Genomic DNA, 25,095 nt, shown 5'->3' with positions numbered 1-25,095 from the left:
AATTTAGAAATTTTTTAAAAATTTAAATATTTTGTAATTTAAAAATAAAATATATTGAAAATTTTGTGTAGTTGAATTTTCTAAATCTCTGGTGTATAATAATTTTATATAAAATATTATGATTTTTCTATATTAGTAGTTATATTTTATAGGGGTGTAGTTTAATTGGTAGAGCATCGGTCTCCAAAACCGAAAGTTGGGGGTTCAATTCCCTCCACCCCTGTTTAAAAAATATATAAGAATATTTATTTTTTAAACATAAATATATTTTTATTTTTAAATGTTTTTTGTAGAAAATCTTACCAATAATTATCATTCAATAGAAAATAAAATTTTTTGTTATTTTATATTTATAAATTAAAAGTTTATTTATTTAAAAAATTATTATAAAATATTTTATTTAAAAATGAGTAAATTTAATGCCTAAATATCGTTCTTTTACAACAATAAATGGAAAAAATATGGCTGGAGCACGAGCATTATGGCGTGCAACAGGTGTTAAAGATGCAGATTTTGGAAAACCAATTATAGCCGTTGTTAACTCTTTTACAGAATTTGTACCAGGTCATATTCATTTACGTGAGTTAGGTCAATTAGTTTCTAAAGAAATTGAAAAATCAGGAGGAATTGCAAAAGAATTTAACACTATTGCAATAGATGATGGAATAGCTATGGGACATTCTGGAATGTTATATTCTTTACCTTCTCGAGAGTTAATTGCTGATTCTATTGAATATATGATTCAAGCACATTGTGTTGATGCTATGGTTTGTATTTCTAATTGCGATAAAATTACACCTGGCATGTTATTAGCTGCTTTGCGATTAAATATTCCATCTGTATTTGTTTCCGGTGGACCTATGGAATCAGGAAAAATATTAGTTAATGAAAAAATTATTAAAATTGATTTAGTTGATGCTATGATGCATGGAGCTAATAAAAATACTTCTAATAAAAAATTATTAAACATTGAAAAATCAGCATGTCCAACTTGTGGATCATGTTCAGGAATGTTTACAGCTAATTCTATGAATTGTTTAACTGAAGTGTTAGGTCTTTCTTTTCCTGGAAATGGATCATTACTAGCTACTCATATTGATAGAAAAAATCTTTTTTTAAAAGCTGGAAAAATAATTGTTAGGAATACTAAAAATTATTATGAGAATAATGATTCTTCTTTATTACCTAGAAGTATTGTTACTAAAGAAAATTTAAAAAATGCTATTATTTTAGATATTTCTATGGGTGGATCTTCTAATACTGTTCTTCATTTATTAGCTATGGCTTATGAAGCAAATATTAATTTTAAAATGATTGATATTGATCTTTTATCTAGAAAAGTTCCTCATTTATGCAAAATTTCTCCTAGTAGTTCAAAATATTATATGGAAGATTTTCATCGTGCTGGCGGTGTTTTTGGAATTTTATCTGAATTAAATAAAATTAATCTATTAAATACTTCAATATTAAACATATTACGTATGTCGTTAGAAAAAACAATAAATAAATTTGATATTTTAAAAACAAAAGATAAAAAAATTATTTCTTTTTATTCATCTGGACCAGGTAATAAAAAAACAATTTATCCATTTTCACAATCGTTTCGATGGAAAAAATTAGATAAAGATCGAATAAGTGGTTGTATTCGCTCAAAAAAATATGCTTATAGCAAAGATGGTGGTTTAGCTGTATTAACAGGTAATTTAGCAAAAAATGGTAGTATAATAAAAACAGCTGCAATAACAAATCAAAGTAGTAAGATATTTTCAGGACCAGCTAAAGTATATGAAAGTCAAGAAGACGCAGTATATGCTATTTTAAATAATTATATTAAATCCGGTGATATAATTGTTATTCGTTATGAAGGACCAAAAGGAGGTCCGGGAATGCAAGAAATGTTGTATCCTACAACATACTTAAAATCAATGGGATTAGATAAAAAATGTGCATTAATTACTGATGGTCGATTTTCAGGAGGAACATCTGGGATTTCTATTGGACATATTTCTCCTGAAGCAGCTAATAAAGGATTAATTGCTTTAGTATATGATAATGACATTATTAATATAAATATAATTGATAGAAGTTTAAAATTAAAAATTTCTTCTGATGAAATTAGAAAAAGAAAAGAAAAAGAAGAAAATAGAGGTATATTTGCTTATACTCCAAAAAAACGTTTAAGAAAAATTTCTGATTCTTTAAAAATTTATAGTATGTTCGCAACTAGTGCAGATAAGGGTGCAGTAAGAAATATACATAAAATAAATTTTTAATATTTTAAATATATAAATTTTTCTACATTATCAAAAGGACAAATTATATGAAAAATTTTTTTAATAAACTTTCTTTTAGAGAAAAATTAATAGAATTAAATACTGGTTTTTTAATGAATTCAAATGAATTTCTACATTCAAAAAAGAAATTAAAAAACAAAAAAATTGTTATAATAGGATGTGGAGCTCAAGGATTAAATCAAGGATTGAATTTAAGAGATTCTGGATTTAATGTTACTTATGCTTTACGAAAAAAATCAATAGAAAATAAATCTATTTCTTGGAAAAATGCTATTAGAGAAAAATTTTTTGTAGATACATATGAAAATTTAGTTCCTAGTGCAGATTTAGTAATTAATTTAACTCCTGACAAACAACATTCTGTTGTAGTAAAAAAATTACAAAAATTAATGAAAAAAAATTCTGTTTTAGGATATTCACATGGTTTTAATATTGTAGAAATAGGAGAAGAAATTCGATCTGATATTACTGTTATCATGGTAGCACCTAAATGTCCGGGTACTGAAGTTAGAAAAGAATTTTTAAAAGGTTTCGGTGTTCCAACATTAATTGCTGTACATAAAAAAAATGATCCTAAAAAAATAGGATTAGATATTGCTAAAGCCTGGGCTACAGGATTAGGATCACATAAAGCAGGAATATTAAAATCTTCTTTTATTGCGGAAGTTAAATCTGATTTAATGGGTGAACAAACTATTTTATGTGGTATGTTACAAGCTTGTTCTTTAGTTTGTTTTAATCATTTAATTGAAAAAGGATATAGTTCTGATTTTTCAGCGACTTTGTTACAGTTTGGTTGGGAAAAATTAGCTGAATGTATGAAAGAAGGTGGAATAACACTTTTATTTAATAGATTATCAATTTCATCTAAAATTCGTGCATATAAATTATCTATAGTATTAAAATCTTTATTAAGACCTTTATTTTGTTTACATATGGATAATATTATTTCTGGTGATTTTTCCAAAAATATGATAGCTGATTGGAATAATTCTGATATTCAGTTATATAACTGGAGAAAGAAATTAAAGAAATCTCATTTTGAAAATTCTAATTTATATTCTAATAGAAAAATTTTAGATCATGAATATTTTGAAAAATGTACATTAATGGCTGCTATGTTAAAAGATTTGAAACTATGTATTAATACTGGAATTACTTCTGCTTCAGCATATTATGAATCTTTACATGAACTTCCTTTAATTGCAAATACTATTTCTAGAAAAAGATTATATGAAATGAATCTTGTTATATCTGATACTGCAGAATATGGAAGTCATTTATTTTCTGAAAGAGCAATTTCAATTTTAAATAAATTTTTAAAATCTATTAATAGTGATGATTTAGGTGAAACAATTCGAGATACAAATATTACTAATTCAGAATTATTATATGTAAATGATATGATAGAAAATCATCATATTGAAAGAATTGGAAAAAAATTGCGTTTATATATGACTAATATGAAACGTACAGCATTGCATGATTGTAAAAACTAATTACATATAATTATTTATATTATTTTTAATAAAAATTAATTTTATTATAAATTTTTTTTATTTTTTATGTTTTTTATATTTTAATTTTAAAAAATTATTATTCTGATAATATATTTATGATATTAAATAAAATTCAAAAAAAAGCTATTCATTTGATTAATAATCCATGTTTAATTTTAGCAGGTGCGGGTTCAGGAAAAACAAGCGTTATAATAAATAAAATAATAGTATTAATAAAAATTTACGGTTATAATCCTAAAAAAATTTTTGCAATTACATTTACTAATAAAGCTGCAAAAGAAATTAAATTACGATTAGTTAATCAATTAACTATGAAACAAATAAAAGAAATTTCAATATCTACTTTTCATTCATTAGGACTTAAAATTATTAGAAATGAATATAAATTTCTAGGATTAATTGAAAATTTCACATTATTTGATGAAAAAGAACAATTGCTGCTTTTAAAAAGTTTTATATCTGATTTGGATAAAAATTATAATATATTTTTTTTAAAACAGTTGTTATATCAAATTTCTTTTTGGAAAAATAATTTATTAGATGCTAAATTAGCACGTTTAAAAATTTCATCAATGTTAGAGGAAAAATGTATTTTCTTTTATGAAAAGTATGAATTTTTTTTAAAAGAACATAATATATTAGATTTTCATGATTTAATTTTTTTGCCAACAAATTTATTAAAAAAAAATATAAATATTCAATTAAAATGGCAAAAAAAAATTCAATATTTATTAATTGATGAATATCAAGATGTTAATAGTAGTCAGTATAAATTAATTAAATTATTATGTGGATATAATTCTAATTTAACCGTAGTGGGTGATAATGATCAATCTATTTATTCGTGGAGAGGTGCTGAAACAAAGATATTTTATTTATTAAAAAATGATTTTCCAAATTTGAATATTTTAAAAATGGAACAAAATTATCGTTCTTCTGGAAGAATATTACATGTAGCTAATATATTAATTTCTCATAATATAAATTTTTTTCATAAAAAATTGTTTTCAAAATTAGATTATGGTAATAAAATTTATATTTTAAAATCAATGAATGAAATACATGAAGCTCAACAAATTATACAATATATAAAATTTCATAAAAATAAATATCAAGGAAGATATAATGATTATGCTATTTTATATCGTAGTAATTATCAAGTTAGAGCAGTAGAAACAGAATTAATTTATCAAAATATTCCGTATTTAATTCATTCTGGATGTTCTTTTTTTGATTTGTTAGAAATTAAAGATTTATTAGCATATTTACGTTTAGTAATTAATCAAAATGATGATTTTGCATTTCTACGAATTATTAATGTTCCTAATAGAAAAATTGGTTTAATTACTATTTCAAAATTAAAAAAATTTGCAAAAAATAATAAAATTAGTTTATTTGTAGCTAGTACAGATAATCGTATGAAATTACAATTAAGAAAAAATATTATTAATACATTAAATAATTTTGTTGTATGGATTTTAAAATTAACTTTAATTTTGTCTAAAAAACCTGAAAAAATATTAGAATATATTATTCGTGATACAAAATATTTTTCTTGGATTCAAAATTTTTATACTGATTCAGTTATTATAAAAAAAAAAAAAAAAAATATAGTTTTTTTTTCAAAATGGTTAAAAAAAATGTTAATCGGAAATGATTTCCATATTCCTATGAAATTAGAAGATATATTAATTCATTTTATTTGTGGTGATCTCGATTATTCATCATTTAATACAAAAAAAAAAAGATTAGATAAATTGCAATTAATGACTATACATTCTTCAAAAGGATTAGAATTTCCTGTGGTATGTATTATTGGAATGGAGGAAGGTACATTACCTCATCAAAAAAGTATTCTTGATAATAATATTACTGAAGAACGTCGTTTATTATATGTAGGTATTACAAGAGCAAAAAGTCAATTATTTCTTAGTTTTTGTAAAAAAAAAAGAAAATTTGGAATGATTATGCATTTACAACCGAGTCGATTTTTATTCGAATTACCAAAACGTGAAATTATTTGGATTAAAAATATTATTTAAAATAAATATTTTAAATAATATTTTAAGAAATTAGTGCATTTAGTAATTTAATTATTTTATATTATTAAAATAATGAAATAATATTTAAATGTATTAAATTTTTGATAATTTTATGATTAATATAATATATTAGGATATTTATGAAGGTTACTAAAATTATTGAATTAACAGATCAAAATTTTGAAAAAAAAGTTTTTTTTTCTAAAAAATTTTTTTTGGTTGATTTTTGGGCTGATTGGTGTGGTCCATGTAAAATTTTATCACCAATATTAGAAGAGATAGCACATGAATATTACAAAAAAATTTTTATAGGAAAAATTAATATTGATATAAATAAAAATATACCTATTAAATTTTCTATTAAAGGTATTCCCGCATTATTGTTATTTAATAAAAAAAAAATTATAGGTACTAAAATAGGTTTAATTACAAAAGTAGAATTAAAAAATTTTTTAGATAAAAAAATAGTTACTTAAGAATATATTTTTATTTTTAAAATAATTTATTAATACAAAAATATATTTAATCAATTTTTTTTTTATATTTAAATTACTAATAATTTATTATTAATGATGATTATTATATGAAATATGAAGTATTTATTAATTTAATATTTTTAATATTTTAATAAATATGCAATTTTAAGTTATTATTCTTATATGAAACATTTTATAGTTTTCTCCAAATAGATTGAGAAATTCACTATTATGAATCTTACCAAATTAAAAAATACATCTGTTTCAAAACTTATTATTTTAGGTGAAAAAATTGGTCTTGAAAATTTAGCTCGCATGCGTAAACAAGATATTATTTTTTCTATATTAAAGCAACATTCAAAAAGTGGAGAAGATATATTTGGAGATGGGGTTTTAGAAATTTTACAAGATGGATTTGGATTTTTACGATCATCTGACAGTTCATATTTAGCCGGACCTGACGATATTTACGTTTCTCCTAGTCAGATTCGTAGATTTAATTTAAGAACGGGAGATACAATTTCTGGAAAAATTAGACCTCCTAAGGAAGGAGAACGTTATTTTGCTTTATTAAAAGTAAATAAAGTAAATTATGATCAACCTGAGAATGCTCGCAGTAAAATTTTATTTGAGAATTTAACTCCTTTACATGCAAACTCTAGATTACAAATGGAAAGAGGAAATGGTTCTAAAGAAGATTTAACTGCCAGAGTTTTAGATCTAGCTTCACCTATAGGTCGTGGTCAAAGAGGACTAATTGTAGCTCCGCCTAAAGCTGGAAAAACTATGTTATTACAAAACATAGCTCAAAGTATTGCATATAATCATCCTGATTGTGTATTAATGGTTTTATTAATTGACGAACGACCAGAAGAAGTGACAGAAATGCAAAGATTAGTAAATGGTGAAGTTGTTGCATCAACTTTTGATGAACCAGCATCACGTCATGTACAAGTTGCAGAAATGGTTATTGAACGTGCTAAAAGATTAGTAGAACATAAAAAAGATGTAATTATTTTATTAGATTCTATCACTAGATTAGCACGAGCATATAATACTGTTGTTCCAGCTTCTGGGAAAGTTTTAACTGGAGGAGTAGATGCTAACGCTTTACATCGTCCTAAAAGATTTTTTGGTGCAGCGCGTAATGTTAAAGAAGGTGGTAGTTTAACAATTATAGCTACTGCTTTAATAGATACCGGTTCTAAGATGGATGAGGTTATTTATGAAGAGTTTAAAGGTACAGGTAATATGGAATTACCATTATCAAGAAAAATAGCAGAAAAGCGTGTTTTTCCTGCAATTGATTATAATCGTTCTGGTACACGAAGAGAAGAATTATTAACTGTTCCTGAAGAACTACAAAAAATGTGGATTTTACGAAAAATTATTCATCCTATGGGAGAAATTGATGCTATGGAGTTTTTAATAAATAAATTGTCCATGACAAAAACAAATAATGAATTTTTTAATATGATGAAACGTTCAAAATAATATATTTATTTTTTTTCTAGATTTTTTTTTAAATATGTAAAATAAATGTAAATAATTTAATTTAAAAATCTTTTTATATAATTTTTTAAATTTTGTTTTTATAAATAAAAATAAATACTAGATTTTTTTTTTATTATATATATAATAAATAGATAATAAAATTTATTTATATAGTAAATATTTTTATTTTTTTTTATGAAAATATATAAATTCTTGCGTCTGTAGCTTAATACGGATAGAGCATTACTTTCCGAAAGTAAAGGTTTCAGGTTCAATTCCTGTCAGACGCAATTTTATATTTTTTTTGTTAATTTTTATTTTATTTTGGTGGTCATAGCTTAGTTGGTAAAGCTCTGGATTGTGATTCCAGCGGTCATGGGTTCAAATCCCATTGACCACCCAAAAATATTAATTTTAAGAAAATTTTTTATATAAAATTTAATTTTATTTATATACATATCGGCGAATGGCGCAGCTTGGTAGCGCAACTGGTTTGGGACCAGGGGGTCAAAGGTTCAAATCCTCTTTCGCCGATTAAATTTATTTTTAATTTATTTTTTTTAATTTTAAAAAATTAATTTTTTTATTAGTTTGTTTTAAAAATTCTTTTTTAAGAATATCTCTAAATTTTTTTTTTGTTTTTATACATATCCATTGTTTTTTCTTAAATATAAAATGATATCCTTGTTTTGATGTACCCATCCATAATTGATTTAAATATTCTTGCGCGTTAATAATAATTCTTTTTTTATTTTCAAATATGATATTAATCATATTATTTTGGTATATATAATCTATATCTACATATTGAACAAATCTGTTTAATTCATTATCTATAATAGATAATGTTTTTTTAAATACATGATTAAATAATAATGTATTATTCATAATAATATCCAATATAAATATTTTATAAACATTTTTAAAATTAAATTATATCATTTATTTTTATATAAGGATATTTATTATGTTATTAAGAAAAAAATTTATTTTTTTTTTTAAAATGCATGGATTAGGTAATGATTTTGTTTTAATTTATTCTAAAAAATATCTTTTATTTTCTTCAGAATTAATAAAAAAATGGTCAAATAGATTTTTAGGTATTGGTTTTGATCAATTATTATTAATTCAAAAAAAAAAGAATAATAAAGCTCAGTTTTATTATAGAATATTTAATTCAAATGGAATAGAAGTAGAACAATGTGGTAATGGAGCAAGATGTGTTGCATATTATTTGTTTTTAAAAAAAAAAATTAAAGAAAAAAAAATTTGTGTGAGTACAAATAATAGATATTTATTTTTAGAACATATTAAAAAAAATATTTTTAAAGTTGATATGGGTACGCCTATTTTTACTCCTAAAAATATTCCTTTTATAACAAAGACTGAAAAATTTTTTTATTCTATTATTTTTAATAAAAAAAAATATTTTTTTAGTGTTGTAACATTAGGTAATCCACACTGTGTTATTCAAGTTAATAATCTAAAAAATTTCCCAGTAAAAAAAGTGGGTTCTTATATTTCGAATAACATTTTATTTCCAGAAGGCGTGAATGTTGGTTTTATGCAGATTATTTCAAAAAAAAAAATTTTATTGCGTGTATATGAAAGACATGTAGGAGAAACTAATGCATGTGGAAGCGGAGCATGTGCTGCGGTTGCTATAGGTATACGAAATAAATTATTATCTAATCATGTAGTAGTTAAATTATTATATGGAAAATTAAAAATTTTTTGGAATGGAATATTAGGAGATACATTATATATGTCAGGTAAAGCTTCACATGTATATGATGGTTATATTAAGTATTAATTTTATTAAATTTAAAAATTTATTTAATTTTAATATAAAAAAAATATTTTATTTATATTTTTATATTAAAAATTTTTATTAAAGATTTTCTGATATTAGTTTTTTTAAAAAAAATTTGATTTTTCTTTTAAAAAAAACATTAATTAACTTATTATTTTTAATATTTTTTATATTTTTTTTTTTTGAAATGAATTTATTGTTTGACTTTTTGAATAGGGTGCAGTATATAAGTAATATAAAGTTAGTATAAAAAATAATTTAATGTATAAGATTGTTTTTATAATTAAAAATAAATATATTGATTTTATCAAATGAAATGTAATAAAAATTTTAAAATTTTTTTTAAAAAATAAAAATATATTAAATTATTTCAATTTTTATAAAAATATTTTATATATTTTATTTATAGTTTTTATTATAATTAAAATTTAATTTTTTTGATTACTTTATTTTTTTGTGATTTTTTTCTTAAAAACATTTTTTATAAATTAATTTTATTAATATTTTTTATTTAATAAATATAGAAGGAAAAAACATTATGTCATCAGTTTCTTCAATAAGATCTAATTCATTTCTTAACTCAGAAATTATAAAAAAAGCTGATAGTATCAGTGTTTTACATAATAAAAATTTAAAAAATGTTGATGTTGCAATTATTAATAATGCTAATCAAGAATTTATAGCACATATTATTCCATATAATACTTCTTATAATCAAGAAAATATGATTTCTTCAAATATTAATAATGAAGTTAACTATGATTATCCGTGTGTAGAAGATGATCAAGAAGAAGAATTAAGTGAATTTGATACAATTCCTTTTGAAGATGAATATTCTAATAATGAAATTAATGAATTAAAATCATTTAATACAGAATGTTGTGATGATTTAAATAATATTTCAAAAAATTTTCCTATTAATAATCCTGATGTTCGATGGAATATTTTACGTTCAGTAAATTTTTCACCTAAAACAATTGCACGTTCAAAACAATTACAGGAAACATTTCATGAATTGCTTGATAGTGGAAAATTGGAACAAAAATTTTTAGATCATTTGCATGGAAAAACAGTTTATTTAAATGGTAAAAAAGTTCTTTCTGATCAAGCTCCAGATATAATGAATGCATTTCGAGAGTCTGTACCAGAATTTCAAACACAACAATTAATTTCAACATATGTTCATCCAGAAGTTTTAGATGTAGCTTGGGAAAATTTATCTAAGCGTCATCCCGGAGTGATAAATAGAACAGTAGATAATGAACATTATACTTATGAAATTGATGAAATAAGTCCTGAAATGTATAAAGTTGCAATAACTAAAATAACAGATTTGCAGCCTTCATATTCCGGTGATATTAATGAAATTCATACGCATGGTATGCGTGCAGCTATGATTATTACTGCAAACTTTAATCCAGAAATGAGATATTCATTTTTTGTGCAATAAAAATTTAATTTAATTTTAAAAAATTATTTTTGTTTTTTTGCATGTATTTGGAATTGATTCCTGTATTGTACGGGAATCAATTCCTAAAGAATATTTAATAAATATAATTTTAAAAAATTACCAGTAATTTTCACTAGTTATATGTCCAGGATTTCTACGGAAATGTTTTTTCATTTTTTTATACTGTAATAATATTTTTTGTGTATCTTTAATCATATTAGGATTTCCGCATAACATTACATGTGAATTTTTAGAATTTAATGGTTCTTTGACTGATTTTTCTAATTCTCCAGATGCAATTAAATTCGGTATACGACCAAATAAATAATCTTTTCTTTTTTCTTGACTTAATATTATTTTTATTTTTATGTTTTTTTTATATTTTTTTTTTATTTTTTTAAATAAATTTAAATAATTTAAATCAATACTATATTTAACTGCATGTATTAATATGATTTTTTTAAATTTTTTTAATATATTTTCATATTTTAAAATAGAACAATAAGGACCTATTGCTGTACCAGTAGCAATCATCCATAAATTTTCTTTTTTAGGTAATTCTGAAATAGTAAAAAAACCAAAGGAATTTTTTGAAATAAAAATTTTATTATTTTTTATATCATATAATTTTGGTGTTAATAACCCATTTTTAATTAATAAGATATAGAATTCTAAATTTTTACTATTTGGACTATTAACAAATGAATACGCTCTTTGTATTCTTTTTTTATTTTTTTTTATATAAGAAAGTTTAGTAAATTGTCCGGCTATAAATTTATTAATAGGTGCTTGTACAATTAATGAAAATAAATTGTTTTTCCATTTTTTTATAGCAATTAATTTTATTTCTAACCATGGATTCATATAAAATTTTTCCAGAATAAAGATACTTATATTATAAAAATATTTTTATAAATAGTTTTTCATTATTATATTGTTTTTTAATTTTAAATATATACAATTAAATAATTTTATTATATATAAATTTTAAAAATTTTTTATAAATATTTTTTTTTATTAATTTTTATTTTAATAAATTGTAATTATTTATAAGTTTATTTTTATAAAATACATATATAATATATATTATATAGATTTAATAAATATTAAATATTTAAAATGGTATTATTATGGTTTTAAAAGCATTTTCTGATTTAGAAAAAAAAGTAAAAGAATCAGTAAATTATATTAAATTACTAAAATCAGAAATAAATGATTTAAAATTAAAAAATAGAAAATTAAAAAATAAATTACAAACAGTTAGCTCTTTAAAAGAAAATATAGAAAAAAAAAATATTATGATTCAAGAAGAAAGAATAAAATGGAAAAATAAATTAAAATCTTTATTAAAAAAAATTAATAATCTAAATTAGTATTATTTTTATAAAGATATTATTTTTACTTTTAATAAATATTAAAATATTTAATTCTAATTAAATGATTACCTATCATAGATAAATTAGTCTAAGATAGGTAATCATTTAAATATATATATATATATATTTGAAAGTATATTTATTATAAAATAAATCGACTTAAATCTTCATTTTCTATTAGTTTATCTAAATGTAGATTAACATATTTTTCGTCAATATAAATTTTTTGTCCAAATTTTTCATTAGAATTAAAAGAAATATCTTCCATTAATTTTTCTAATACAGTATATAATCTTCGTGCTCCAATATTTTCCATAGATTCATTTATTTTCCAAGAAGCTTCTGCAATTTTTCGTATTCCTTTTTTTGTAAAAATTATATCTACTCCTTCCGTTTTTATTAATGCTTTATATTGTGTAGTAATAGACGCGTTTGGTTCAGTTAGAATTCTTTCAAAATCATCTACAGTAAGAGCATTTAGTTCTACACGTATAGGAAGTCTTCCTTGTAATTCTGGAATTAAATCAGAAGGAGTAGACGTTTGAAAAGCTCCTGATGCAATAAATAATATATGATCAGTTTTAACTGATCCATGTTTAGTTGAAACAGTACATCCTTCAATTAATGGTAGTAAATCTCTTTGCACACCTTCTCGTGATACATCAGAATTTGATGCTGAAGAATGATGTTTACAAATTTTATCAATTTCATCAATAAAAACTATACTATTTTGTTCAACTGAATAAATTGCTTTTTCTTTTAATTCTTCTAAATTAATTAATTTAGCTGCTTCTTCTTCAATAATAATTTTCATTGCATCTTTTATTTTTAATTTTCGTAAATTTTTTTTCTTTCCACTTAAATTTTGAAATAAAGATTGTAATTGATTAGTTAATTCTTCCATTCCCGGAGGAGACATAATTTCAATTCCAATTGGTGTTGCAGCAATTTGTATTTCTATTTCTTTATTATCTAATTTTCCTTCTTGTAGTTTTTTTCTAAAAATTTGAATTGTTTTTTCTGGCTTTTCTTTTAAATTTTCTTCATTCCAATTATCTTTCGGTACAGGAATTAATATTTTCAATATTCTTTCTTCTGCTCTTTTTTTAGCATGTTTTTTGTTTTTTTTAATTATTTGTAAACGAATCATTTTTATTGCTAAATCTGTTAAATCACGAATTATAGAATCAACTTCTTTTCCTACATATCCTACTTCAGTAAATTTTGTTGCTTCTACTTTAATAAAAGGTGCGTTAGCTAGTTTTGCTAGTCTACGTGCAATTTCTGTTTTACCTACTCCTGTAGGTCCGATCATTAAAATATTTTTAGGAGTAATTTCATTACGTAATTCTGAATTTAATTGCATTCTTCTCCATCGATTTCTTAAAGCAATAGCTACTGCACGTTTAGCATTATTTTGTCCAATAATGTATTTGTTTAGTTCTTTTACAATTTTTCTTGGAGTCATTTCTGACATGTAAGTATCCTTATTACTTTTCTGATTTTATTTCTTTTATAGTAAATGATTGGTTAGTGTAGATACAAATGTTTGAAGCGATTTGCAGTGATTTTTTTACTATATTCGATGCTTTTAAATTTGTATTATATACTAAAGCATAAGCATAAGCTGCTGCTTGAGCATATGGTCCTCCGGAACCTATAGCAATAATATCATTTTCAGGTTGTATTACATCACCAGTTCCTGTAATAATTAAAGAATTTTTTTTGTCTGCCACTGCTAATAGCGCTTCAAGTTTTCTTAATAAACGATCAGTTCTCCAATCTTTCGCTAATTCTATTGCAGATCGTTGTAATTGTCCTTGATATTTTTCTAGTTTTTTTTCAAATAATTCAAATAAAGTAAAAGCATCGGCTGTTCCTCCAGCAAAACCAGCAATAACTTGATTTTTATAAATTGAACGAACTTTCTTTACGTTGCTTTTCATAACAGTATGTCCGAAAGTAGCTTGTCCATCCCCACCAATAACTACTTTTCCTTGTACTCTCACACTTAATATAGTAGTCATAAACAACCTTTTTAAATATATTCTTTTTATTTTAAAGAAATAATTGTACAAAATGTATATATATTTTATTCAATAAAATATTGATTTTAAAAAATATTGCATATATTATATATAATATAAAGTATTAAAAATAATATTTTTTAAATTTATTTTATAAATTAAATTTTTTAAAGAAATTCAATTTTTATTTAATCTAGTATGTAGTATTTTAATTAGAGAATATGTAATGAAAAAAAATATTCATCCTGAATATAAAAAAATTTTTGCTACTTGTTCATGTGGATATACAATTCCGATTTTTTCTACAAAAAGTAGTGATATGTCTTTAGATGTATGTTCTCAATGTCATCCTTTTTATACTGGTAAACAAAGAACAATGAATAAAAAAGGACGTATACAAAGATTTAAGAAGCGTTTTAATTTTTCTGAAATATAAATATAAGAATATTTTTTTTTAAAAAATGTATATAATATACATATATTATATTTAGAAAATAAGGATATTTATTTAAAATTAAATTATTTATCTTTTAATTTTTAAAATATGAAAGATTTAAAATTTTTTTTAATAAAATATAAATATAATTATTAAAAATAAATTAAAAATTACATTTTTTATTTGATTTTTGAATAGTTATATATTAATAATTTTAAGCGGGAAACGAGATTCGAACTCGCGACCCCAACCTTGGCAAGGTTGTGCTCTACCAACTGAGCTATTCCCGCAATAAACTATTATTTTAATTATATAAAAATTTTTTTTTTTTTGCAAGAAATATTTTAATAGTATTTGTTATTATTTAATTAATAAAATATTATTTATAATATAAAGATATTTTCTTTATAGAATTTTAATTCTTGTATTGATTCAATTAAATCTGATTTTGTTCGATGATTTTTTTTTTTTTTAATTTTATTTAAAATTTTAGGTTTCCATCGTTTTATTAATTCATTAATAGAACTTACATCTATGTTTCTATAGTAAAAATATGATTTTAATTTTGGCATATGATATAATAGAAAATTCCTATCTAAGGAAATAGTATTTCCACATATAGGAGAAATATTTTTTGGAATCCACTTTTTTAAAAATTTTAGTGTTTTTTTTTCTGCGCTTTTTTCATCTTCTTTACTATTTTTAATTTCTTTCATTAATCCATTTTTTTTATGTATTTGGAAAAAATTATGACATATTTTTCTTAAAAATTCTTTTTTTTGAAAAATAATAATATTAGGTCCGATTTCTAAAATATTTAAATTTTTATCTGTAATAATGGTAGAAATTTCTATAATTTTATGGATTTTTGGGTTTAATCCTGTCGTTTCTAAATCAACCCAAATTAGATTTTCATTTTTTTGGTTCATTTTTATATTTTAAAAGTATATTTATTTTTAAATGATATTTATTTTTAATAAATAAGTAATTTAAATTTAAAATTAATTATTTTATTTAATAAATATAAAAAATTTTTATATTTATTATATATGAAGTTTAGTTAGTTGTAAAAATAATTTAAAACTAAGAGAGGTAGATTATGAAAAATATTAATCCTATGAAAACACATGCATGGAAAAAATTACAAAATCATTTTTTTGATGTTAAAAATATTTATATAAAAGATTTTTTTTGTTTAGATAAAAATAGATTTGCAAATTTTTCTGTTTTTTTTAAAGATTTTATGTTAATAGATTTTTCGAAAAATAGAATTTCTTCTCAAACATTAAAACTTTTGTTTCAATTAGCCCAAGAATGTTATTTAGATGATGCTATAAAAAATATGTTTTTAGGAAAAATAATTAATAAAACAGAAAATCGTCCAGTTTTACATGTAGCTTTACGTAATCGATTAAATAATAAAATTATTTTAAATAATATTGATATTATGAATGAAATTCAAATAGAATTAAAAAAGATAAAATGTTTTTCTGAATCAATCATTGATGGATCTTGGAAAGGTTTTACTGGAAAATCTATTTCTGACGTAGTTAATATTGGAATAGGTGGTTCTTATTTAGGTCCTTATATGATTACTGAAGCATTAAAAATTTATAAAAATCATTTAAATATTCATTATATTTCGAATATAGATGGTACAGAAATTTCTGAAGTATTAAAAAAAATTAATTTAGAAACTACTATATTTTTAATAGCTTCTAAATCTTTTTCCACAGATGAAACAATTAGTAATGCAAATTATTTAAAAAAATGGTGTATTTTAAAAACAAATTATAAAAAATATTTTTCTAAACATTTTTTTGCTTTATGTGAAAATATAAAAACTGCTATAAATTTTGGGATAAAATATGAAAATATTTTTAAATTTTGGGATTGGGTAGGTGGTCGATATTCTTTATGGTCTTCTTCCGGATTATCTATTGTTTTATCAATAGGTTTTAAGAATTTTGAATCATTATTATACGGCGCATATTTAATGGATCAACATTTTTTACATACAAAGATTTCTAAAAATATTCCTATTATATTAGCTTTAATTAGTATTTGGTATACTAATTTTTTTAATACAGAAACAGAGGCTATATTTCCGTATGATAAATATTTGCATGTTTTACCAGAATATTTACAACAAAGTTATATGGAATCTAATGGTAAATCTATTGATCGTAATGGAAAATTAGTTACTTGGAATACTTGTCCTATCATTTGGGGTAGTACAGGTACTAATGGACAACATTCATTTTTTCAGCTTTTACATCAAGGAACTACAATGGTTCCATGTGATTTTATAATTCCAGCAATTAGTCATAATTTGATTAATGATCATCATAAAAAACTATTATCAAATTTCTTAGCACAAACAGCTTCTTTAGCATTTGGAAATATTAATAAAGATATTATGAATATGAATTTAAAATATTCTTCAGAAAATTTTATTTTTTCTCATAAAACTTATTTTGGCAACAAACCTAGTAATTCAATTTTTTTAAAAAAAATTACTCCTATTTCTTTAGGGTCTTTAATAGCTTTATATGAACATAAAATTTTTGTTCAAGGTGTTATTTTAAATATTTTTAGTTTTGATCAATGGGGAGTAGAATTAGGAAAAACTGTAGCAAATAATATTTATAATAATTTATTTAAAAAAAAAAAAATAAATGTTTATGATTGTTCTACTATAGGTTTGATTAATTTATATAAATATTGGAATAGAATTTAATTCTATAATTATTTTATAATATATAATATATAATAATTATTAATTAATAATATTTTTTAAATTAATAAAATATTAATTAATAATTAAATTTTAATTAAATTATTAATTAATTTTTAAAATACTTAATAAATATTCAGTATTAAAAGAATATATAAAGATATGAATAAAAAAAAATTTTTGTTTTTCTTAATGGGTCCTACAGCAATAGGTAAAAGTTCATTAGCTTTAGAAATTAAAAAAAAATTTCCTTTAATAGAATTAATTAGTGTAGATTCTAAATTAGTATATAAAGGATTAAATATTGGTACTGATAAACCAAATAAATCTGATTTAAAAAATTTTTCTTATAAATTAGTTAATATTGTAAAACCTAAAAATATTTATACTGTAATAAATTTTTATAATGATGTTTTAAAAGAAATAAAAAATATATTAAAATCTGGAAAAATTCCCCTATTGGTGGGTGGTACCATGTTATATTTTAAAATTTTATTAAACGGATTTGCTAATTTACCTCCTTCTAATTCTATAATTAGAAAATATATATTTAAAAATATTTGTTTAAAAAAAAAAAAAAATTTATTTAATTTATTAAAAAAAATAGATCCGATTTCTAGTAAAAAAATTCATATTAATGATGTTCAACGTGTTTTAAGAGCAGTTGAAGTTTTTTTTGTATCTGGTGGTTTTCCATTAAGTGAATTAATTAAATTTTTTCATAATAAATTACCATATAAAGTTTTTCAGTTTGGTTTAATTCCAGATAATAAAGAGCATTTATATAAAAAAATAGAAAAAAGATTTTTTTTTATGTTAAAAAGTGGATTTAAAAAAGAAGTACAAAATTTATATAATCAGAAATTTTTAGATCCGAAATTACCATCAATGAATAGTATTGGTTATAAACAAATGTTATTATATTTAAAAAATAAATATACATATTTTCAAATGATTAAAGAAACAATTAAATCTACTCATAAATTAGTAAAACATCAATTAACATGGTTGAAAAAATGGCCAAATATTATTTTTATTAAAGACAATAAAAAAGATTTATTAATTACTAAAATATATAAAATATTAAATAGAAATTTATAAAATGAAATAGTTGGGTATTCTTTTAAAAATTTTAAATTTATAAATTATTTTTTAAAAAATATATTTTTTTTTATAAAAAGTAATATATTAATGATATAATTTAAGAATTAAAATTTTTAATAAACATTTAAATAAAAATGGTTTTTATGTTTATTTAAAATAGATGTTTTTAGGTATATTTATTTTAAAGGAGTTTTATTTGTGCGTCATTATGAAATAATTTTGATGATTAATCCGGAAAAAAACAAGAAAATTTTTATCATTATTGAAGAATACAATAAATTAATACATATGTATAAAGGAATTATACATCGTTTTGAAGATTGGGGAAAACGATCATTATCTTATACTATTAAAAATTTAAAAAAAGCACATTATTTTTTGATGAACATAGAAGTATCTAGTGAATGTATTAAAGAATTAGAAAATAGTTTTAAATTTAATATAAATATTATTCGATATTTTATTCTTACTCGTACTAAGGCACACAAAAAGATTTCTCCTATTCTTAAAAATAAAGAAGAAAATAAAAAAGAATTAAATTCTTCTGTAATAAAAATAAATAAAAATATAAAAAAAAAATAATTTAATTTTTTTTTATATTAAAAATTAATATTATTATTTTAATCAGGAAATTAATATTATGGTTCGTTACTTTCGTCGTAGAAAATTTTGTAGATTTACTGCTGAAGGTATTAAAAAAATAGATTATAAAGATATTATGATATTAAAAAATTATATTACTGAAAATGGAAAAATAGTTCCTAGTAGGATTACTGGAACTAAAGCAAAATATCAAAGACAATTATCTCGTGCTATTAAAATAGCTCGTTTTCTTGGATTTATACCTTATACTGATCAACATAAGTAAATAATTAATTTTAATGACTTTTTTATTAAAATATTTGATTTTTAAGGTTTATATATTATGAAAGTAATTCTATTACATGCATTAGAAAAATTAGGTAAAAAGGGTCAATTAATTACTGTAAAAAATGGATATGCAAGAAATTATTTGATACCTCTTGAAAAAGCATTATTAGCTACTTCAGAAAATATTAAAATTTTTGAAAAAAAACGACTTTTTGAAGAACAACAAGAAGCTAAAAAAATTGATTATGCTAATAGTAGAATTAAAGCTATTAAACTTATTGGAGCTATTATTTTTTTTATGAAATCTAGTAAAAAAAGAAAAATTTTTGGTTCTATTGGTGTAAAAGATATTTCAAAACAATTAATTTCTCTTGGATTATTGATTAAAAAAAATGAAATTAAATTACCTAATGGTTTATTACATTATTTGGGGTCTCATACAGTTTTATTTACACCATATAAAAATATTTCTACAGAATTTAAAGTAGTTATTCTATCAAAATAGATTTTTTAATTTAAAATTTTTTTTTAAATAAGTATGAAAAAATTAAATATTAATGTTAAAATTTTTGATACCAGAATTGGTACTGTTTTTCCATTTCCTGAAATTATATCTGGTGATATATCAGGTTTTTTTTTACGAGCATGTATAAAAAAAAAAATATATATTGATATTAATCAAACTTTTTTAATTCCAACTGGAATATTATTATATATATTTAAAAATAATATTAATATTAATATTAAATCTTTTTTTAAATGTAAAAATAATAAAAAAATAGTTTTAGGAAATTTTTATAATTTTATAAATTTTTTTAATCCTGGAGAATTAAAGATTTCTTTTTGGAATTGTAGTAAAAAAAAAATTTGTATTAAACCTGGAGATAAAATTGCAAAAGTATTTATTTTTTCAAATAAAAAAATTAAATTTATATATTTATAAAAATAAAATTTAATATAAAATATTTATGAAATAAGGATATATATATTATTAATAATAAATATTTATATATGAAAAACATAATAATATGGCCCTTGCTGGATTTGAACCAGCGACCTAACGATTATGAGTCGTTTGCTCTAACCACTGAGCTAAAAGGCCTTTATTTTTTATAAAAAATATTTTTTAATTTAAAATATATTATAAAACAAATTTACATACTTATCTATGTTTTTTTTATAAAAATTATATAAATTAATCTTTTTTTTTTTTTTCTACTAAAAAATAATATTTTTGTTGACATAAAAATTTTTACGTGATATATAATTATTTATTCCTCTGTAGTTCAGTTGGTAGAACGGCGGACTGTTAATCCGTATGTCACTGGTTCGAGTCCAGTCGGGGGAGAAAAAATATTATATGTAATTTTATTATAAGTTACTTAGTTAATATTTCTTGATATTAAGGATAATAAAAAATTTGTGAATATTTTTCAAAAAAAAAAATTATATTTTATGATTATGAAACTTTCGGAAAAAACGTTGCTTTAGATAAAGTTTCTCAATTTTGTAGTATTGAAACAGATAATAAATTTTCTTATATTATAAAAAAAACCATTTTATTTTGCTACCCCCCTATTGATTATTTACCTGATCCAGAAGCTATTTTAATTACAAAAATTTTACCTCAGTATACTTATAAATATGGTTTAAATGAGTATTTTCTTTCTAAAAAAATACATGATATTTTTTCACAAAAAAATATATGTATTATTGGATATAATAATATTAATTTTGATAATTTAATTACTCGTAATATTTTTTATAGAAATTTATTTGATCCTTATGAATGGAGTTGGAAAAATAATAATTTTAGTTGGGATATATTAAATATTTTACGTGCGTTTTATATTTTTTTACCAAAATCTATGTGTTGGTATTATAATAGTAATGGAACAGTTAGTTTTAAATTATCTGATATTACGTTAGTTAATAATATCAAACATATTCATATTCATGATGCATATTCTGATGTATATGCAACTTTTTTAATTACAAAATATTTATTTTCTAAATATAAAAATTTTTTTTTATATTTATATATGATTTCTAAAAAAAAATATATATCTTCTTTTTTATTGAATAATATAAATAAACCATTTTTTTATATTTCTAGTTTTTTCGGATCTATTAATTATAATTTTGGTTGTATAATGTATATTGGTTTACATCCTTTATATAAGAATAATATAGTTATTTTTGATTTATCTAGTGATTTTAAAAAAATATTTAATTTATATAAAAAATATTCTACATGTTTAATTTCAATAAAAAAATTATTTAATGTTGGTATTAAAGTTGTTTCAATAAGCAAATCACCTCTTTTTTTTTCTTATAATTCAGTTTCCTTGAAACATTGTATTAGATTAAATATTGATTATTTAAAATGTCAAAAAAATTTTTTTTTATTAAAAAATAATTTTTTAATAAAAAATTGGATTATATCGTGTTTTTCATATAAGAAAAAAGAAAAAATAAATGATATTGATTTAATGTTATATAATAATTTTTTTTTAAATTCTGATCGTTGTTTATTATCTTTTATTCATAAAAATGAACCTAAAAAATGGATGGGCTGGAGTGCTAATTTTTTAGATAACAGAATTAAAAAATTATTTTTTCGTTTAAAAGCAAGAAATTTTATTAAATTATTAAATTTTAATGAAATAAAAAAATGGCAATTTTATTGTAAAAATAAAATTAATTTTATTAAATTAGAAGAATATTTTGAAAAGATTAAAAAATTTCAATTAAAATTTAATAAAAATGATAAGAATTTTATTCTACTGGAAGATTTATTTAAATATATAAAAAGAAATATTAATTATATAAATAATTTAATTTAATTTTTTTTTTTTTTGAAAAAAAAATTTTTCATTTTTTTTTCTAAAAATATTCTATCTTTTTCAATAAACATATTTAATTTTTTTTCATTTATTATTTTTGTTTGTTTTTCTAGCCATATATTCCATGCTTTTTTAGATATTTGTTCATAAATTTGTTGTCCAATTTTTCCAGGAAAAAATTGATATTCTAATCCTTCCGTTTCTTTTTTTAAAAAAGAACAAAAAATTTTACGTTTTTTTTTCATTTTTTTTTTTTTTTTTTAATTGTAATAATATTTTTTTTATTGGAGTAGGTATTCCTATTTTTTTTTTTGAATTTATATTCATCCATATTTTTTCTTTATAGTTTTTTTTTTTTTTAACTCTAATAATTTGCCAAATAATAAATAATTTTATATGACTTAAACAATGTGTAAAAAATAATTTTTTTGTTTTAGAAGTATTTTTTTTTTTTATTTTTTCCCATTTTTTTTTTGATATTTTAAAAGTTATTAACGGAAAATAGAATAATCCTTTCCATATAGAAATATTTTTTTGTTTTATTAAAATTACTGAATTTTTATATTTTATAATTGAAAAAAATATACCAATTTTTTTTTTTTTTTCTTTTTTTTTAAAAAAAATAATTTTTTTTTTAAAAAAATTGCAATTATTTTTTAATGGACAAGAAAAACAATTTGGATTTTTATTTTTGCAAATTAAGGAACCTAAATCCATCATAGCTTGATTAAATTTTCTAGCATTATGTAATGGAATGTATTGATCAATAATATTCCATAATTTATTTTCTAATTGATTTTTTTTAAAATTATTAATATTTATTAAATGAAATCTAATTAATACTCTTTTTATATTGCTATCTAAAATAGCATATCTATAATTATAGGTAAATGATAAAATTGCACCAGCAGTTGATCTTCCGATTCCAGGTAATTTTATTATCTCATTTATATTTGTAGGAAATATTCCATAATATTTTTTTTTTATTATTTTTGCTGTTTTATGCAGATTATGTGCTCTTTGATAATATCCTAATCCGCTCCATAAATATAATACTTTATTAATGTTAGAATCAGCTAATTTTTTTATTGTAGGAAATTTTTTTTTAAATTTTTGAAAATATGGAATTACAGTTTGAACACGTGTTTGCTGTAACATAATTTCAGATATCCAAATATAATAGATATTTTTTTTTTGCCAAGGTAAGTTTTTTCTTCCATTAAAATGGTACCAGTTAAGTATTTTTTGTGAAAAGAACATAGTATACCTAATATTTATTATTGATAAATTTTTATAGATATTAAATTATACAAATAAAAAAATTCATATTTATTTAAATATTTAATAATTAAATTAATATTTAATTATTTATAAAACATTTTTTGAAGAAATAACATGATTGTTTTTTAAATAAAATATTAATTTTATATAAAAATAGAAATTTTTTAAATTTTGATTTATTTTAAAAAAATTGATAATAAAGAATTTAGTTTTTTTTTTCCATGTTTAGTAATAATCCATGATTTTTTTTTTGTTTGTAAAAATCCATGTTTTTCAGCTATAGAAATTTTTTTTTTTATTTTTCTTTTTTTTATATTTGTTGTATTTTCAAAATCTTGATGTAATATAGGTTTCAATAATCTAAATTTATTTAAAAAAAATTCAAATGGAATATCTTTTTTAGAAACTATATATTTTTTTTGTATATATTTTTTTTTTATATATTGACTATCTTGTTTAGTTTTGATTGTTCTTACAATATCTTTGTTTTTTTTAGTTATTTTTCCATGTGCACCACACCCAATACCAATGTAATCTCCAAAATTCCAGTAATTTAAATTATGTATACATCTATATTTTTTTTTTCTTGCAAAAGAAGATATTTCATATTGTTGATATCCTGATTTTATTAATAATTCTTTTCCTAATTTTTGCATTTTTCTTGTTTTTTTAAGAGATGGTAATTTAATATTTTTTGTATAAAATGGTGTATTAGGTTCTATATCTAATAAATACCATGAAATATGTTCGGGTTTAAAATTTATAATTATTTTTAAATCATTTAAAGAATCTTGAATAGATTGTTCTGGTAATCCGTATATAATATCAATATTTAAATTTCTGTTTTTTATTTTATTTGTTGATTTTATTAGTTTTATTGTTTTTTTTTTATTATGAGTTCTTTCAATTTTTTTTAGTAAATTATTATTTAAAGTTTGAACTCCTATAGATGTTCTATTAATTCCAAAATTATAATATTTTATTAATTGATTAGAATTTATTGTATCTGGATTTATTTCTATGGTTATTTCTGTTTTTTTAGATTTTATTATTTTTTTTTTTATTTTTTTTATAAAATATTTTATAGAAGATAATTTTAATAAACTAGGTGTTCCACCTCCTATAAATACAGATAAAATTTTTCTTTTTGAAATTTTTTTTTTATCATTTTTAAAATCTTGAAATAAGTTTTTTATATATTTTTTTTCAAATATTTTTTTAGATTTTTTATATGAATGAAAATCACAATATGGACATTTTTTTATACACCAGGGTATATGGATATATAAACTGATTGGTGGTAATTTATATATTTTTTTTTTATTCATT

At 20.4% G+C, this 25,095-nt stretch carries 24 protein-coding genes and 7 tRNA genes; 21 read left to right on the top strand and 10 right to left on the bottom strand.

Annotated elements, in window-relative coordinates; translation table 11 throughout:
• Positions 1–150: 150 nt before the first annotated feature.
• From BCC_RS01990 to BCC_RS01950, 9 genes are all read left to right on the top strand, one after another.
• Positions 151–223 (top strand) — tRNA-Trp (locus tag BCC_RS01990).
• Positions 224–419: 196 nt separating this feature from the next.
• Positions 420–2,273 carry a dihydroxy-acid dehydratase gene (gene ilvD / locus BCC_RS01985; RefSeq protein WP_011672755.1) on the top strand — a complete coding sequence of 618 codons (1,854 nt, stop codon included), beginning with the start codon at positions 420–422 and terminating at the stop codon, positions 2,271–2,273.
• 47 nt (positions 2,274–2,320) lie between these two features.
• Positions 2,321–3,793, top strand: coding sequence for a ketol-acid reductoisomerase (gene ilvC, locus BCC_RS01980; RefSeq protein WP_011672754.1), 1,473 nt, complete (start codon positions 2,321–2,323; stop codon positions 3,791–3,793).
• 116 nt (positions 3,794–3,909) lie between these two features.
• Positions 3,910–5,856: a UvrD-helicase domain-containing protein gene (locus tag BCC_RS01975; RefSeq protein ID WP_011672753.1), complete on the top strand. Its 1,947-nt coding sequence runs from the start codon at positions 3,910–3,912 to the stop codon at positions 5,854–5,856.
• A gap of 140 nt (positions 5,857–5,996) precedes the next feature.
• Positions 5,997–6,332: a thioredoxin gene (gene trxA / locus BCC_RS01970; RefSeq protein WP_011672752.1), complete on the top strand. Its 336-nt coding sequence runs from the start codon at positions 5,997–5,999 to the stop codon at positions 6,330–6,332.
• Between the two features lie 231 nt (positions 6,333–6,563).
• Entirely contained in the window at positions 6,564–7,826 is a 1,263-nt protein-coding gene (rho, locus tag BCC_RS01965) for a transcription termination factor Rho (protein WP_011672751.1), read from the top strand.
• Positions 7,827–8,041: 215 nt separating this feature from the next.
• Positions 8,042–8,116: transfer RNA gene (locus BCC_RS01960), tRNA-Arg, on the top strand.
• A 37-nt stretch (positions 8,117–8,153) separates the two neighbouring features.
• Positions 8,154–8,226, top strand: a tRNA-His gene (locus BCC_RS01955).
• Between the two features lie 60 nt (positions 8,227–8,286).
• A tRNA-Pro gene (locus BCC_RS01950) sits at positions 8,287–8,360 on the top strand.
• A 12-nt stretch (positions 8,361–8,372) separates the two neighbouring features.
• Here the strand turns inward: BCC_RS01950 and cyaY are convergent.
• Positions 8,373–8,714: an iron donor protein CyaY gene (cyaY, locus tag BCC_RS01945; protein ID WP_011672750.1), complete on the bottom strand. Its 342-nt coding sequence runs from the start codon at positions 8,712–8,714 to the stop codon at positions 8,373–8,375.
• Positions 8,715–8,793: 79 nt separating this feature from the next.
• Here cyaY and dapF point away from each other — a divergent pair, with 79 nt between their 5' ends.
• Positions 8,794–9,639 (top strand): diaminopimelate epimerase, encoded by an 846-nt coding sequence (gene dapF, locus BCC_RS01940; protein ID WP_011672749.1) that lies wholly within the window; start codon positions 8,794–8,796, stop codon positions 9,637–9,639.
• A gap of 538 nt (positions 9,640–10,177) precedes the next feature.
• Entirely contained in the window at positions 10,178–11,089 is a 912-nt protein-coding gene (locus tag BCC_RS01935) for a hypothetical protein (protein ID WP_011672748.1), read from the top strand.
• Between the two features lie 117 nt (positions 11,090–11,206).
• On the opposite strand, the gene BCC_RS01930 is transcribed toward BCC_RS01935, so the two are convergent.
• On the bottom strand, positions 11,207–11,953 hold the full coding sequence (locus BCC_RS01930; RefSeq protein WP_011672747.1) for a ferredoxin--NADP reductase: 747 nt from the start codon (positions 11,951–11,953) through the stop codon (positions 11,207–11,209).
• Positions 11,954–12,219: 266 nt separating this feature from the next.
• Here BCC_RS01930 and zapB point away from each other — a divergent pair, with 266 nt between their 5' ends.
• A complete protein-coding gene (gene zapB / locus BCC_RS01925) occupies positions 12,220–12,462 on the top strand; it encodes a cell division protein ZapB (RefSeq protein ID WP_041749144.1) in 243 nt (80 codons plus the stop codon).
• A gap of 145 nt (positions 12,463–12,607) precedes the next feature.
• Here zapB and hslU read toward each other — a convergent pair whose 3' ends face one another.
• Both hslU and hslV read right to left on the bottom strand, forming a co-directional pair.
• Entirely contained in the window at positions 12,608–13,942 is a 1,335-nt protein-coding gene (gene hslU / locus BCC_RS01920; RefSeq protein WP_011672746.1) for an HslU--HslV peptidase ATPase subunit, read from the bottom strand.
• A gap of 13 nt (positions 13,943–13,955) precedes the next feature.
• Positions 13,956–14,492 (bottom strand): ATP-dependent protease subunit HslV, encoded by a 537-nt coding sequence (gene hslV, locus BCC_RS01915; RefSeq protein ID WP_011672745.1) that lies wholly within the window; start codon positions 14,490–14,492, stop codon positions 13,956–13,958.
• 226 nt (positions 14,493–14,718) lie between these two features.
• Here hslV and rpmE point away from each other — a divergent pair, with 226 nt between their 5' ends.
• Entirely contained in the window at positions 14,719–14,928 is a 210-nt protein-coding gene (rpmE, locus tag BCC_RS01910) for a 50S ribosomal protein L31 (RefSeq protein ID WP_011672744.1), read from the top strand.
• Between the two features lie 217 nt (positions 14,929–15,145).
• Here rpmE and BCC_RS01905 read toward each other — a convergent pair.
• Positions 15,146–15,218: transfer RNA gene (locus BCC_RS01905), tRNA-Gly, on the bottom strand.
• 93 nt (positions 15,219–15,311) lie between these two features.
• A complete protein-coding gene (gene orn / locus BCC_RS01900) occupies positions 15,312–15,857 on the bottom strand; it encodes an oligoribonuclease (protein WP_011672743.1) in 546 nt (181 codons plus the stop codon).
• 170 nt (positions 15,858–16,027) lie between these two features.
• Here orn and pgi point away from each other — a divergent pair, with 170 nt between their 5' ends.
• The 6 genes from pgi (at position 16,028) to BCC_RS01870 (ending at position 20,582) form a co-directional block, all read left to right on the top strand.
• The gene (pgi, locus tag BCC_RS01895) at positions 16,028–17,668 is read left to right on the top strand and encodes a glucose-6-phosphate isomerase (RefSeq protein WP_011672742.1); all 1,641 of its coding nucleotides are present in this window, start codon (positions 16,028–16,030) and stop codon (positions 17,666–17,668) included.
• A 189-nt stretch (positions 17,669–17,857) separates the two neighbouring features.
• Positions 17,858–18,766 (top strand): tRNA (adenosine(37)-N6)-dimethylallyltransferase MiaA, encoded by a 909-nt coding sequence (gene miaA / locus BCC_RS01890; RefSeq protein WP_041749185.1) that lies wholly within the window; start codon positions 17,858–17,860, stop codon positions 18,764–18,766.
• Positions 18,767–18,967: 201 nt separating this feature from the next.
• A complete protein-coding gene (gene rpsF, locus BCC_RS01885; RefSeq protein WP_011672740.1) occupies positions 18,968–19,351 on the top strand; it encodes a 30S ribosomal protein S6 in 384 nt (127 codons plus the stop codon).
• A gap of 58 nt (positions 19,352–19,409) precedes the next feature.
• Positions 19,410–19,637: a 30S ribosomal protein S18 gene (gene rpsR, locus BCC_RS01880; protein ID WP_011672739.1), complete on the top strand. Its 228-nt coding sequence runs from the start codon at positions 19,410–19,412 to the stop codon at positions 19,635–19,637.
• 57 nt (positions 19,638–19,694) lie between these two features.
• Positions 19,695–20,144 (top strand): 50S ribosomal protein L9, encoded by a 450-nt coding sequence (rplI, locus tag BCC_RS01875; RefSeq protein ID WP_011672738.1) that lies wholly within the window; start codon positions 19,695–19,697, stop codon positions 20,142–20,144.
• Between the two features lie 33 nt (positions 20,145–20,177).
• Positions 20,178–20,582: a hypothetical protein gene (locus BCC_RS01870; protein ID WP_011672737.1), complete on the top strand. Its 405-nt coding sequence runs from the start codon at positions 20,178–20,180 to the stop codon at positions 20,580–20,582.
• An 86-nt stretch (positions 20,583–20,668) separates the two neighbouring features.
• On the opposite strand, the gene BCC_RS01865 is transcribed toward BCC_RS01870, so the two are convergent.
• Positions 20,669–20,741: transfer RNA gene (locus BCC_RS01865), tRNA-Ile, on the bottom strand.
• Positions 20,742–20,914: 173 nt separating this feature from the next.
• Between BCC_RS01865 and BCC_RS01860 the strand changes: the two genes are divergently transcribed.
• Together BCC_RS01860 and sbcB are read left to right on the top strand one after the other, a co-directional pair.
• A tRNA-Asn gene (locus BCC_RS01860) sits at positions 20,915–20,987 on the top strand.
• A 70-nt stretch (positions 20,988–21,057) separates the two neighbouring features.
• Positions 21,058–22,485, top strand: coding sequence for an exodeoxyribonuclease I (gene sbcB, locus BCC_RS01855; RefSeq protein WP_011672736.1), 1,428 nt, complete (start codon positions 21,058–21,060; stop codon positions 22,483–22,485).
• On the opposite strand, the gene BCC_RS01850 is transcribed toward sbcB, so the two are convergent.
• The 3 genes from BCC_RS01850 to hemW all read right to left on the bottom strand — a co-directional run bounded on the left by BCC_RS01850 (position 22,482) and on the right by hemW (position 25,079).
• A complete protein-coding gene (locus BCC_RS01850; protein WP_011672735.1) occupies positions 22,482–22,730 on the bottom strand; it encodes an oxidative damage protection protein in 249 nt (82 codons plus the stop codon). The genes sbcB and BCC_RS01850 overlap by 4 nt on opposite strands.
• Positions 22,714–23,745, bottom strand: a complete 1,032-nt coding sequence (mutY, locus tag BCC_RS01845; RefSeq protein WP_011672734.1) for an A/G-specific adenine glycosylase — start codon at positions 23,743–23,745, stop codon at positions 22,714–22,716. The genes BCC_RS01850 and mutY overlap by 17 nt, the downstream gene beginning before the upstream one ends.
• 197 nt (positions 23,746–23,942) lie before the next feature.
• Positions 23,943–25,079: a radical SAM family heme chaperone HemW gene (hemW, locus tag BCC_RS01840; protein ID WP_041749183.1), complete on the bottom strand. Its 1,137-nt coding sequence runs from the start codon at positions 25,077–25,079 to the stop codon at positions 23,943–23,945.
• Positions 25,080–25,095: the final 16 nt, after the last annotated feature.

It is taken from the genome of Buchnera aphidicola BCc, from assembly GCF_000090965.1.
GTDB lineage: Bacteria > Pseudomonadota > Gammaproteobacteria > Enterobacterales > Enterobacteriaceae > Buchnera_F > Buchnera_F aphidicola_F.
Note: the sequence above shows the minus strand (reverse complement) of the source record. Positions and strands in the feature narration are given on the sequence as shown.